Raw genomic sequence first — 12,699 nt, 5'->3', positions numbered from 1 at the left:
GATCGGAACTGGCGATGTTGCGACGCGCGTTCGAAATCTTGAGGGGCACGGCCGAGGCCGTTTCCGCGCTGCTGCTCGCGGCGACCTTCGCGGTGACGCTGGCGGGCGTGTTCATGCGCTACGTCATGAACCGCCCGATCTCCTGGGCCGACGAACTCGGCATGATCATGCTGATCTGGGCGATGTTCATCGCCGACTCCTTCGTCACGAAGGACAAGGATCACGTCGCCTTCGACATCGTCTGGGACATCTCCTCGCCGCGCGCGCGCCGCGTCATCCTGATTCTGCAGGGTGCTTTGTTCGCCGCGATCTTTGCTTACGCGTGGCCGCTGGTCGCCGACTACATCTTGTTCCTGTGGCGCGAGCGCACCTCGGCGCTCGAATGGCGTCTCGATTTCGTCTATTCGTGCTTCTTGATCTACATCGCCGCGTGGGCTGTGCGCTTGGCGTTCAAATGCTACGACGCGATTTTCGGCGATTGGCGCGCCCGGGTGCGCGACGGCGATCCCGCCGACCAAACCAACAATCTGCTCGGCTGAATCATGTCCGTCGGAATGACCGCATTGCTGACCGTCTTCGTCGTCGCGGCGGTGCTGCGCTTGCCGGTCGCGGCGTCGATGTTCGCCTCGGGCATCGCGTATCTCGCCGTCACGCGCCAGGATATCGGCCTGCTCGCCGACCAGACGCTGAACAGCACGCTGGGTTTAAGCCTGCTGATCGCAGTACCCCTGTTCGTGCTGACCGCCAACATCATGAACGCGGTCACGATTTCCGACCGTTTGTGGAACGCGGGCAGCGCGCTGGTCGGCCGCTTGCGCGGCGGCCACGGGCACGTGACCGTGCTGATGAATCTCGTCATGTCGTCGATGACCGGCAGTGCGGTGTCCGACGTGGCCGGGGCGGGCATGGTCGCGGTGCGGATGATGCGCAGCCAAGGCGGCTATCCCGCCGGTTTCGCCTGCGCGATCGCCGCATCGGCCTCGCTGCTCGGGCCGTTGATTCCGCCGTCGATCCCGATGGTGCTCTATGCGCTGCTGTCGGGCGCTTCGATCGGCGCGCTGTTCCTGGCCGGCATCGTGCCGGGTTTGCTGATGGCGGCGTCGATTTCCGCCTGGATCTACATCGTCGCCAAGCGTCGCGATCTGCCGCGCGGCGACGTAGTGCCGCTGCGCGCCGTACCGGGCGTGCTGGCGCAGGCGGCCGTGCCGATGACGCTGCCGGTCGTGCTGCTCGGCGGCATTTGGCTTGGGATCTTCACGCCGACCGAAGCGGCGGCCGTCGCCGCGTTTTGGGCCGCGCTGATCGGCTTCGTCTGGTACCGGAACCTGTCCTTCGCGAAATTCGTCGATGTGTCCCGCGAATCCTCGCGCCAATCGACGATCGTGATGATGCTGATCGTCTCGTCCTTCATCGTAAACTACGCGATCACCAACGAAGGCGTCGCCGACGCCGTGGCGCGCTGGTTCGCGGCGAACGAGTTCTCGCAAGTCGGGTTCATGCTGGTCGTGAACCTGATGTTCCTGATCCTGGGCACGGTGCTCGACGGGTCGGTCATGCTGCTGGTCTTCGTGCCGATCCTGCTGCCGACGGTGAAGGCGCTGGGCATCGATCTCGTCCATTTCGGCGTCGTCGTGATCGTCAATTTCATGATCGCGATCATCTCGCCGCCTTACGGATTGATCCTGTTCGTGCTGTCGGCGCTGTCCAAAGTGCCGATGCGCGAGATCAACCGGGAAATCTGGGCCTTCATCCTGCCGCTGGCCGTCGCGCTGCTGCTGCTGATCCTGTTCCCGGCGATCACGTTGTTCGTGCCGCATCTTTTCGGCTACGCGACGTGACGAGTCCCGTCGCCTTCGTCACCGGGGCCGCGCAAGGGATCGGGCTTGCCGCCGCCAAGCGTCTGGCCGAGGACGGGTTCCGCGTCTTCGCGATGGACCGCACGGCCGACACGCTCGCCGCCGCTTGCGCCAAGCTGCGCGCGGGCGGGCTCGACGTGTTCGCGGCGCCTTGCGACGTGTGCGATCGCGCGTCGGTCGCGGCCGCCCTCGATCAAGCCGATCGCGTCGACGCGATGGTGACGGCGGCGGGCATCTACAACGATGCGCAATTCCTCGATCTGACCGAGGATCAGTTCCGCCGCATGCTCGACGTGAACGTCGTCGGCACGTTCATCCCAGCGCAGGAAGCCGCGCGGCGGATGAAGCCGGGCGGGCGGATCGTCACGATCTCTTCGCGCGGCGCGCTCGGGGGGACACGCTTCGCGCATTACGTCGCGTCGAAAGCCGCCGTGATCGGCCTCACGCGCGCGATGGCGATGGAACTGCGCGCCAAGCAGATCGCGGTGAACTCGGTCGCGCCCGGCTTCACCGATACGCCGATGACGCGCTCGGCCCCGGCCGAGATGTTCGCGGCATGGGAAAGCCTGGAGCCGTCGGGCAAAGCCGCGTCGCCCGACGAGATCGCGACCGCGATCGCCTTCCTGGCATCGCCCAAAACCAGCTTCGTGACCGGCCAGACGCTGTTCGTCGACGGCGGCAAGTCGCTGGGCGGCCTCGGTATCTAAAACCCGCCGCCTCAGACCGTTTTGATTTTCGCCAGGAAGTCGTCGAGCGCGGCGTTCAGCGAGCGGCTGTCATGCGCGAGCGCGGTGACCGATCCCAGGACGCGATCGGCGGCGGCTTCGGTCTTCGTGCTCGAATCCGCGACGCCCGCCACGCTCGACGTGACTTGTCGCGTGCCCGAGGCCGCTTGCTGGACGCTGCGCGAGATCTCCTGCGTGGCGCTGCCCTGTTCTTCGATCGCGGCGGCGATGGCCGTGGCGCCGCCGTCGATGCGGCGGATCGCCTCGACGATGGCGTTGATCGCCGCGACCGTCCGCTCGGTCGAGGATTGGATGTCCTGCACCTGGCGGGAAATATCCTCCGTCGCCTTGCCGGTCTGGGTTGCGAGGTTTTTGACCTCCGACGCGACGACGGCGAAACCCTTGCCGGCGTCGCCGGCACGGGCGGCTTCGATCGTGGCGTTGAGGGCGAGGAGATTGGTTTGCGCGGCGATCCCGGCGATGAGCTTGACGACTTCGCCGATTTCCTGCGCGCGCTGCGCCAGATCGGCGACGAGCGCGTTCGTGCTCGCGGCTTGCTCGGCGGCTTCCTTGGCTTCCTTGGCGCTGGATTGGACGCGCGACGAGATTTCGCCGATCGACGCGGTCAATTCTTCGGTCGCGGCGGCGACGGAATTGACGTTCTCGGTCGCTTCCTCGGCGGCCGACGCCACGCTCGACGCGTTGCTGCTCGACGATTTCGCGATTTCGCGCATCGCATTGGCGGTGCCCGACAGATCGGCCGTCGACGCTTCGAGCTTGCCGGTCAACTCCTTCGCGACGGCGTCGAGTTCGGCGCAAAGCCGCGCCAGTTCGGCGGCGCGCTTGATCTGCGCTTCGCGCTGGGCGGCTTGTTCGGCGCTCAAGCGTTCGGCGTTCGCGGCACTTTCGCGCAAGGCTTCCAGCGCGTCGGCGACGCTGCCGAATTCGTCGGCATGGCGCCATTTCGGCACCGGCGTGGCGTAGTCGCCGGTACCCAAACGGCCGATCGCCGGGATCAACGCGGCGAAGGCGGCGACCACGCGGCTGCGCACGGCGAACATCGCGTAGGCGGCGAGGCCGAGTACGAAGACCATCACCGCCGCGGAGATCGCGAACGCCACGATCGCGTCGGCGCGCATCGTTTCGGCGCGCGCGACGGCGAGGTCGAGCGCCATCGTGCCGATCGCGACCATCTTCTCGAACGGCGCGTTGCACACCGCGGTCCATTCGGCCGCCGGCGCGGCGGGTTGGCCCGTTCCAAGCTTGGCGAGGATGGCGTCCATCCGGGCGATCGATGCTTCCGAGGCCTGCTTGGCTTCGGCGACGGCGCGGGCGAGTGCCGGCGATGCGCCGGGGCTCTTGAGCAGATCGCTCATTTCGTCGAAACGGTTGGCGACGATCCCGCGATACCGGCCGATCTCGCGATGCTGTTCCGGCGTCATCGCGCTTCCCGAAGCGACGGTCGGGCGCAGATAGGAACATTGGGACCCGAAATTCGAGCGGATCGTCCAGCTGGTCAGCCGGAACTGCACGAATTCGGCGAAGGTCGGGTCCGTGCCGCGCACGGTCGTCGCCAAGCGGTCCGAGGTTTGGTCGAAACGCGCCAGAATATCGTCGGCGGCGGAGACCCAATCGTTGATCGCGGGAAGCGCGCGTTGCGCGCGCGGCTTGGCCGCTTCGCGATCGACCGACGCGCCGCGTGCCGCCATCGCGGCCATCAGATCGCGCATCTCCGCCGCGTCGCGGTCGGCGCCGGCCACGCCCGAATGGCGCAAGGCTTCGATCGCGCGCTCGGTGCGCTCGGCGACCAGGCGGCGGATTTCGGCGATCTGGGCTTTGGGATCGTCTTGCGTCTGCAAGGCCGTGGCGGTCGCGCCGCGTTGCTGGCGCAACGGCGACAGCGCCTCGAAGATCGCGCGATCGGCCTGGGTCAACGCCGTTACGGTGCCGCTGTTCAGAAACCGTGTCGCCGCCGTCCAAATGTCGCCGGCGTTCAAGTAGATCAGCGCCAGGGTGAGGGCGCCGAAAAGCATCATCATGCGGCTTGAAACCGAAGTCGTGCGGGCGGGCGCCATAAGACTTTCTCCGATCTCGCGGAATTTCAAATTTTTGGATTGTGTCCTTTAAAGCGGAAACTCCTTAAAAAGAGGTTTCGCGCCGGCGTTTCGGCGGTCATTTAGGGACCGGACGCCCGGAATTCGCGAAAAAGCCGTCGGAATTACGCCCTCGTGCGGCGCGGTTGCCTCCGGCCCGGGCCCCGTGTAGGGAAGGGTTCCGGGGAAACGGTGTGTAGCTCAGCCTGGTAGAGCGCTTGCTTTGGGAGCAAGAAGTCGCGAGTTCGAATCCCGCCACACCGACCCGGGTTTCCCCTTTAGGGCGCGCTGAGCGCCGCGATCATGTCCGCACGCGCGGCGCGCACGGCGACGTAGTTCGCGTTCTCGAAATCCTCGTCGGCCAGCGAATAATCGGCGAAGCGCACGCCCGACGGGCCGGCTTTGCCGACGCGATAGCCGAGATTCGTCAGCATGAAATGGAAATCGATCAGCAACCTGTGGGTCAGGATGTTGACGCGGCCGTATTCGAATTGCAGCGCGTCGATCCGGCCTTCGTTCAACATCGCGCCGAAGCCGTCGAAGACGAGATGTTCGGCCCCTTCGACGTCGATCTTGGCGTAGTCGATGCGCGCGATTCCGTTCGCGGCGGCGTAGCCGTCGGCGCGGCGCACCGGGCAGCGCACGACGCGCGAGGGCGCCGCGTGCGGAAACGGCGCGATCGAGGCGAGTTCGTCGAACCCGGCATATACGTTGATATCAATCTCGCCGTCGACATGGGCGAGGCCGAACGGATTGGCGCGCACGCGCGCGTCGTTCGCGAAACGCCCGGCATAGTGTTGGAACGTGTCTGGCACGACCTCGAACCCATGCACCGCGCAATCCGGCCAATGGGCGAGGGCGGAAGCCGTCCAATTGCCGCGATTGGCGCCGATATCGAACGCCACGCGCAGGCCGAGCGGGGCGAGGACGCGCACGATGCGCGCTTCGCCGGAGACTTCCAATGCTGCGCCCTTGGCGGGCGGCGGCGGGGCAAGGCGCGCGGCGCGGCCGAACAGCCGGGCGAGATCCGCCAACTCGCCGCTATCGGCGCGGGCGGCCAAGGCGCGCGCCGCATTCTCGAAATCGGCGTCGGGTGACTTGTCGCCCAAAGCGAGGGCGAGGGCGCGGCGGCGAAGTTCGGCGAGGTCGTCGGTCATGATCCACCCAGTATCGCGCGGCGCGCGAAAGCGCGATAGGCGCGTTCGAGACGGCGCATCCAGCGTTTCTCGTCGACCAGCGCCGAATGCTTCACCCGGTCCGGCAAATCGGCGCGCAACGCATTGCGCCACGCGACGTCGGCGGCCAGATCGGCGGCGACGCGTACGAAATCGCCGATATTCGCCGCCCGGCAACGTTCGAGGCCCAGTTGCGCCAGCATCGCCCCGCTCCAGCGCGACATCATCGTGTCGCCGGTCAATGAAACGACTGGCACGCCCATCGACAAGGCTTCGAACGTGCTGGTCGAACCGTTGAACGGGAACGGGTCGAGCACCACGTCGACGTCGTCATAGGACGCGAGATGTGCGGCCAAGTCGGCGACATAGGGTCGCACGGCGATGCGCGCGGGATCGATCCCGGCTTGCGCGAAATGCGCTTGGAAGCGCCGGCGGATTTCGGGCTCGTCCATCGCGCGGGCATGGCCCAGCAACAGCGTTGCGCCCTCGATCGTGCGCAAAACTTGCGCCCAGGTTTCCAACGTGCGGCCGTTGAGCTTGGTCGGGTTGGAGAACGACGCGAACACGATCGGTGCGCCCGCCGCACGCGGCGCCAGTTGGCGCGCTTCGGCAAGCCAGGGATGAATATAGAGATTGGGCAGGCGTATCACGCATTCGGCATAAAACTCGCCGCTTTGCCGGGGGACGAGATGCCGGTCGGCGATCAGATAATCGATCGCGGCGATGCCGCTGGTCGCCGCATCGAACAGGCTGACCTGCACGGGGGCGGCACGCCGCCACGCAAGGCCCAGGCGGTTCTCGTCGAAATGCCCGGCGACATGCACCAGAATATCGATGCCGTCGCGCCGCACGATCTCGGCCAGTTCCGCGTCGGGCCGCGCCGCGAGATGGTGCCAGCCATCCGCCATCGCGGCGAATTCGCGCGAGACATCGTCTTCGCCGAACGCAAGATTATAGCCGTAGACCGCGAAGCGTTCGCGGTCGACCGCGCGGAACAAGGGCCGCATCGAGCGTGCGACCGGATGGCGGCGGAAATCCGACGAGACATAGCCGATGCGGATTTTCTCGCCCGGCTTGCGCACCCAAGGTGCCGGCGGCGCGGCCGTGCCGTCGCGCATCGCTTCGGCGAAATCGAGATGCAGCGCCTTGCGCCGATCGAGCGTCAAATCGGGATCGTAGAGCGAAACGGCGATACGGTTTTTGAGCGCGCGCAAGCGGCCGAGCTTCGCCGCGGCGGCGAACAACGCATCGGCGGTCGCGTAGTCGTCGAACAGCGGCAGCAGCGTGCCCAGCACATCGCACGCGGCGGCGATGCGCTCGCGGCGCACCATGTCGAGCGCATGCGCCTGTTCGCCCAGTATGCGCGCGACGTCGCGAAGGCGCGCATCGGGCGCCGCGCCGATCATGTTGCGCAAAGCGCGGCTCAGCGCCGTGATCGCTGCCGCGGGCTTTCCCTGCAGATTGGCGAGCTGACCTTGCGCCATATCGACGCGCGGATCGTTCGCCGGCGCGTGAAGCCGCATCGCATCGAGGGCTTCTTGTGCTGCGGTTGCGTCGTTGCCCGCGCAAAGCGCGGCGATCAGGCTCGCCCACGCGTCGAGATGACCGGGCGCAATTTCGAGGCATTTTTTGTACGCGGCGATGGCGCCCGCCGAATCGCCCGCGACGAAGAGCAGCGTCGCCAAGGCGAGGTGATGGTCGGGGGCGGCGGGATCGAGCGCGATCGCCTGGCGCACATGGTCGAGCCCATTGCGCAGATCGCCGTCATTGGCGAGCAGCGTGCCGAGCGCGAAATGGGCACCGCCGTGACCCGGCTCGCGCGTCGTCGCGTCGAGGTAATGGCGCTTGGCGGCCGCGCGGTCGCCCGCGAATTCGGCGATCTGGCCCAACCCCATCGGCCCGAGCGCCGAAGCGGGGGCGACCTCCGCCACGCGGGCATAGGCGCGCGCGGCGTCTTGCGGGCGATTCACCCGGCGCAGCACCGTGCCCAAATGGAGCCACGCCCCGGCGAAAGCGGGCTGCACCGCGACCGCGCGTTCGAGCGGGGCGATCGCATCGGCGTCGCGTCCGCGCTGATGCAGCGTCAAGCCCAGCAGGTTCAGCGCGTCGACATTGTCCGGTTGCAGCGCCAAAACCTGCTCGTAATAACGCGCGGCCCCTTCGACATCGCCCGCGCGATGACGTTCGAGTGCGGCGTTGAGCAAGGCGGTCGCGTCCATAACCGCCAGTATGGACATGATTCGGAATGATTCTCATAATGCCGCGCAATGGCGAACGCAGACTCCGACGCGCTTTACGCAGGCAAGAAGATCCTGGTCACGGGCGCCACGGGGCTTTACGGCCGCAATCTCATTCCCCGGCTTTTGGCCAAGGGCGCAAAAGTGCGCGCCGTGGCGCGGCGCATTCCCGCGACCGGCTTCGGGCCGGGCGTGGAATTCGTCGCGGGCGATTTGAAGGAGCCAAGCTTCGCGCGCCAAGCGGTCGCGGGTTGCGACGGGCTGTTCCATATGGCGGGGACACGCGGCTCGATCGGTATTCAGATCAAGCGCGCGGCCGAAATGCTGCACGACAACACGCTGTCCTGCTTCAACGCGCTGAACGCGGCGCGCGAAGCCGGTGTGGCGCGCGTCGTCTATGTCTCGACCGTGTCGGTCTATCCGCCGGGTGAACGCTATGTCGAAGATCAAGCATGGTCGGCCAATCCGCATCCCGGCAACGAGTTCGTCGCTTGGTCGAAGCGCATGGCCGAAAAGCTGATCGAAGCGTTCGAGGTGCAATACGGCGCCAAGAATTTCGCGATCCTGCGCCCGGTGAACACGTTCGGGCCGTGGGACGACTTCGATCCGCAAACCGCTTTGGTGGTACCCGCCTTGATCGGCCGTGCTCTGGGCGGCGAGAATCCGCTGACCGTATGGGGCGACGGCAGCGCCGTGCGCGATTTCCTTTACGTCGAAGACGCGGTCGACGGTTTGCTCGCGAGTTACGAACGCGGGCTCGGCAAGGGGCCGATCAATCTGGGCAGCGGGCGCGGCTATACGGTCGCCGAGGTCGTCGCAGCGATTTTGCGCCATGGCGCGCCGGGAACAAGCGTGCGCTGGGACGTGGACAAGCCGGCGGGCGAGGCGCGCAAGGTCGCCGACACCGCGCGCGCCGAAACGATCCTGGGCTTCAGGCCCAAAATCGGCTTGGAGGAAGGCATCGCGCGCACGATCGCCTGGTATCGCGCGCGCGACTGACCCTCAATCGTCCAAGCCCGGTGTAGTCAGCATCGGCGCGTCGGCGACTTCGACCAAATGCGCGCGCTCGAAACCGTTGAACGCGGTGCGCAACGCCGCGCCATAGGCGCCGAGCTGGCCGATTTCGATCCAATCGCCCTCCGCGATATCGGCGGGCAGCGGGAAGGGCCCGGCCATCCGATCGGCGGAATCGCAAGTCGGGCCGAAGAATTCGAAATCGCGGGTCGGCGCCTCCGACGCGCGAAGGCAACGCACCGGAAAACGGAAGCCGGGATAGCCCGCATCCGACAACGATCCGTAAATGCCGTCGTTGAGATAGAGCATGGTTCCGCGCCGCGCTTGCACCTGCACGATCACCGAACCGCCGCCCGCGACCAGCGCGCGGCCGGGCTCCGCCCAAAGCTTCGCGTGGCGCAGATGCGCGGCGTTCGCGTGCGCGGCCTCGATCTCGGCGAAGAATGCGCCGAGCGGGGGCACGTCGATATCGGGATAGGTCACGGGGAAGCCGCCGCCCACGTCGAGCAGATCGACGCGCACGCCGGCTTCGCCCGCCACGCGATCCGCCAACTCAATGGCGCGCGCGTAGGCCGCCGGATCGACGCATTGCGAGCCGACATGGAACGAGATCCCGAGTTCGCGCGCGAGCGGACGCGCCCGGCGCAGCAACGCCACGGCCGCGTCGAATTCCGCGCCGAATTTGCCGGAGAGGTCGTAGCGCGCGCCGCCCTTGGGCAGCGCCAAGCGCACGATGAGCGTCAACTCGCCCGGCTTCGCCTTGGTTTCGGCGAGCAGCTTGTCGAGTTCGTCATCCGCATCGAGCACGAAATCGCGCACCGCGTGGCGCGCATAAGCCTCGCGGATCGCCGCACGCGCGCGCACGGGATGCATATAGGCGATATGCGCGTCGGTCCCGAACATCGAACGCACCAGCGCGATCTCGGCGGGCGAGGCGCCGTCGAAATGACGTACGCCGCCGTCCCACAGCGCGCGCAGCACGCGCGGGTCGGCGTTGCACTTCACCGCGTACAGAACGTCGCCCGGGAAACCCGCGACGAAGCGGCGCGCGGCCAAGCGCAGGGTTTCCGGGCGCAAGGCGTGCACCGGCTCCTGCGGCTTCTCGCGCGCCACGACGGCGTCGACCGTCGGCAGATCGGCGGGAACGGGCAAAGGCTGGACGGCGCTTCGTCGCTTCAACGGCGAGACGGCGATACGCAGATTGGACAAGGCCATTGGTCGGCATCCTCACAAGCAAACGCGCCTGGAAGGACGGAATTCGGACGGATGCGTTGCCGGAGGGTTGAAGAACCCCCGAGGTCGATCGCGGCGAAATCCCGTTCCCCCCGGGGCGCAAACCCCGAAAGGACGCGTGACGTCGTTGCTTGACCTCGAGCGCTGGTGGTCGAGAGACGTGGAGGTTCTTCGCGAACTTCCCGCCCTGCCTCTTAGCGCTGCCTCGTGGGCCTGGGGCACGTGCGACTTGCGTCGACGCCGTTATGTGACCGTTTGGGCTTCGGATTCAAGAGTCATCGATATGTGCGACGTGTCCGCTGGTCTGCGTGCAGCGCATGTCATTTTTCCGCCGTATTCCCTTAGCGCACGGCGACGAGCGCCAAATATTCCCAAACGATCGTCGCGGCGGCGAGCGACGTGATCTCCGCGTGATCGTAAGCGGGCGCGACTTCCATCAAATCCATGCCGATCCAATCGATGCCGCCCAGCGCGCGCAGGATCGCTTGGGTTTGCCAGGTTGCGAGACCGCCGATTTCCGGCGTGCCCGTGCCGGGGGCAAAGGCGGGGTCGAGCGCGTCGATGTCGAAGGAAAGGTAGGCGGGCGCGTCGCCCAGCACGCGGCGTATTTCGGCCGCGACGAAAGCGGGCCCGCGCGCGTGGACTGTCTGCGCATCGAGGATCGTCACGCCTTTGCCGATCGTCCAATCCCAAACCTCGGGATCGGCCGGGCTGCGGATGCCGATCTGGATCATCCGGGCGGGATCGACCAAGCCTTCCTCGATCGCGCGATAGAAGACCGAGCCGTGGCCCAGCGCCTGGCCGAAGCTGGTCGGCCAGGTGTCGATATGCGCGTCGAAATGGGCGAGGGCGACCGGCTTGCCCAGGCGTTTGCGCAATGCGCGCAGCAGCGGCAGCGTGGCGCCGTGATCGCCGCCCAGCGCCAGCAAATGGCCGATCTTGGCGGCTTGCGCCTCGATCTTGGCGTAGCTCGCGGCGATATCGCCGAGCACGATGTCGAAATTGCCGATATCGGCGAGATCGAGCGACGCGGGGTCGAGGCGCGAGTTCGGATGCGCGCCGTCGCGCAGCATCACCGACGCGGCGCGAATGCCCGCGGGTCCGAAACGGGCCCCCGGGCGGTTGGTCGTGCCGAGATCGAACGGAATACCGGCGACGCAGAATTTCGCGCCGGGCGCGCGGTTTTCGAGCCCGAGGAAAGCGTGCGGCAAAGCGAATGTGGGCGGGAGGACGGCCATGCGGCGAATTTAGTCGCAACGCCCCGGCTTCGCCACCCCGTCACAAAACGTTGAAGTAAAGCGGCCCACCGATCGATGCGCGCAACGCTTCGGGCACGTGGCGCAATCGCACGTCGGCCAGCCGCCCGATATAGCCGCATTCCGACACAAGGTCGTAGAGCCCTTCGGGCGGCAGGTCGGCGCCGCGCTTGGGTTCGAGCACGACGGCGTAGCGCGGGCCTTTGCCGTCCGGCTTCAGATGGAACGAGCGCGCCCCGTAGGCGACGCAATGCTTGATGCGAATGCGGATCGTTGCGGCGCCGGGCCCGGCGAGTGTCGCAGGAAAGCCGCGCGCCGCGACGAAGCCGAGGAAATTTTGCGCCGGATGCGAAGGGCGCCAAGCCTGGCCGCCGGGCAATTTGGCGTCTGGCGCCATCACCACGGGCGGGGCGAGGGCGTGCGGCTTGCCGTCATGCGCCGCGCGCTTCTTCGAGACGGATTTGCCCATGCCGCATCTCCGTTTTGTTTTGGATAAAAGAAAGGATATTTTTCTCTGAATACGATTATACTCTATTGGTTGAAAGATAACGATTCAAGAAATATCCATAAAACATAGATGGCGGCCGGTAGCGGTCCGGCCGCCCCGTGCCGATAAGGGTTGCCTTCGGGCGCGGGCGACGCCATGTTTCGGGACGCCGGGGCCGGTCCCGGCGATTCAGCCGTTTCACGAGCCAAATCCGCCATGAGCAAGCCCGCGCGCATCTACCGCCCGTCCAAAAACGCCATGCAATCGGGTAAGGCGAAGACCCAGAACTGGGTTTTGGAGTTCGAGCCGGCGGCGGCCAAGCGCGCCGACCCGCTGATGGGCTGGGCGGGCTCGCCGGATACCGACGGCCAGATCCGCCTGGTTTTCGAGACCCAGGACGAGGCTTTGTCCTACGCCCAGCGCCATGGAATCGCCTATGAAGTGGCCATTCCACATGCCTCGCGGGTCAGACCGAAGAGCTACGCCGATAATTTCAAATACGACCGCGTTCGCTGAATTTTCGCCGACGGCCGGACCCCGTAGCTCAGCTGGATAGAGCACTTGCCTTCTAAGCAAGTGGTCGCAGGTTCGAATCCTGCCGGGGTCGCCATCGGACGCCGGAA

11 protein-coding genes and 2 tRNA genes are annotated in these 12,699 nt (G+C 66.5%); 7 read left to right on the top strand and 6 right to left on the bottom strand.

Annotation, left to right across the window (positions count from 1 at the left end; translation table 11 throughout):
* Positions 1-14 precede the first annotated feature (14 nt).
* From J0H39_10585 to J0H39_10575, 3 genes are read left to right on the top strand one after another with little or no spacing between them, the layout of a single operon-like run.
* On the top strand, positions 15-539 hold the full coding sequence (locus J0H39_10585) for a TRAP transporter small permease (GenBank protein ID MBN9497189.1): 525 nt from the start codon (positions 15-17) through the stop codon (positions 537-539).
* Positions 540-554: 15 nt separating this feature from the next.
* Positions 555-1,838, top strand: coding sequence for a TRAP transporter large permease (locus J0H39_10580; protein ID MBN9497188.1), 1,284 nt, complete (start codon positions 555-557; stop codon positions 1,836-1,838).
* Entirely contained in the window at positions 1,835-2,563 is a 729-nt protein-coding gene (locus tag J0H39_10575; GenBank protein ID MBN9497187.1) for an SDR family oxidoreductase, read from the top strand. The genes J0H39_10580 and J0H39_10575 overlap by 4 nt, the downstream gene beginning before the upstream one ends.
* Positions 2,564-2,574: 11 nt before the next feature.
* Here J0H39_10575 and J0H39_10570 read toward each other — a convergent pair whose 3' ends face one another.
* The gene (locus J0H39_10570) at positions 2,575-4,620 is read right to left on the bottom strand and encodes a methyl-accepting chemotaxis protein (GenBank protein ID MBN9497186.1); all 2,046 of its coding nucleotides are present in this window, start codon (positions 4,618-4,620) and stop codon (positions 2,575-2,577) included.
* A 244-nt stretch (positions 4,621-4,864) separates the two neighbouring features.
* Here J0H39_10570 and J0H39_10565 point away from each other — a divergent pair.
* Positions 4,865-4,938, top strand: a tRNA-Pro gene (locus J0H39_10565).
* A 14-nt stretch (positions 4,939-4,952) separates the two neighbouring features.
* On the opposite strand, the gene J0H39_10560 is transcribed toward J0H39_10565, so the two are convergent.
* Positions 4,953-5,831: an FkbM family methyltransferase gene (locus J0H39_10560; GenBank protein MBN9497185.1), complete on the bottom strand. Its 879-nt coding sequence runs from the start codon at positions 5,829-5,831 to the stop codon at positions 4,953-4,955.
* Positions 5,828-8,086 carry a tetratricopeptide repeat protein gene (locus tag J0H39_10555; GenBank protein MBN9497184.1) on the bottom strand — a complete coding sequence of 753 codons (2,259 nt, stop codon included), beginning with the start codon at positions 8,084-8,086 and terminating at the stop codon, positions 5,828-5,830. Before J0H39_10555 ends, J0H39_10560 begins: the two co-directional genes overlap by 4 nt.
* Positions 8,087-8,116: 30 nt before the next feature.
* Here J0H39_10555 and J0H39_10550 point away from each other — a divergent pair, with 30 nt between their 5' ends.
* Positions 8,117-9,085 (top strand): NAD(P)-dependent oxidoreductase, encoded by a 969-nt coding sequence (locus J0H39_10550; GenBank protein MBN9497183.1) that lies wholly within the window; start codon positions 8,117-8,119, stop codon positions 9,083-9,085.
* 3 nt (positions 9,086-9,088) lie between these two features.
* Here the strand turns inward: J0H39_10550 and J0H39_10545 are convergent, their stop codons facing one another.
* The 3 genes from J0H39_10545 to J0H39_10535 form a co-directional block, all read right to left on the bottom strand.
* Entirely contained in the window at positions 9,089-10,315 is a 1,227-nt protein-coding gene (locus tag J0H39_10545; GenBank protein ID MBN9497182.1) for a type III PLP-dependent enzyme, read from the bottom strand.
* A 359-nt stretch (positions 10,316-10,674) separates the two neighbouring features.
* Positions 10,675-11,571, bottom strand: a complete 897-nt coding sequence (gene speB / locus J0H39_10540) for an agmatinase (protein MBN9497181.1) — start codon at positions 11,569-11,571, stop codon at positions 10,675-10,677.
* Between the two features lie 40 nt (positions 11,572-11,611).
* Complete coding sequence (locus J0H39_10535) at positions 11,612-12,058, bottom strand: hypothetical protein (GenBank protein ID MBN9497180.1); 447 nt, start codon at positions 12,056-12,058, stop codon at positions 11,612-11,614.
* 234 nt (positions 12,059-12,292) lie between these two features.
* Here J0H39_10535 and J0H39_10530 point away from each other — a divergent pair, with 234 nt between their 5' ends.
* Both J0H39_10530 and J0H39_10525 read left to right on the top strand, forming a co-directional pair.
* Positions 12,293-12,592 carry an ETC complex I subunit gene (locus J0H39_10530; GenBank protein MBN9497179.1) on the top strand — a complete coding sequence of 100 codons (300 nt, stop codon included), beginning with the start codon at positions 12,293-12,295 and terminating at the stop codon, positions 12,590-12,592.
* A gap of 17 nt (positions 12,593-12,609) precedes the next feature.
* Positions 12,610-12,686 (top strand) — tRNA-Arg (locus J0H39_10525).
* Positions 12,687-12,699: the final 13 nt, after the last annotated feature.

The sequence above is a fragment of the Alphaproteobacteria bacterium genome, assembly GCA_017308135.1.
Classification (GTDB): Bacteria; Pseudomonadota; Alphaproteobacteria; order CACIAM-22H2; family CACIAM-22H2; genus Tagaea.
The sequence above is the reverse complement of the archived record's forward strand: the minus strand, read 5'-3'. Positions and strand labels throughout refer to the sequence as shown.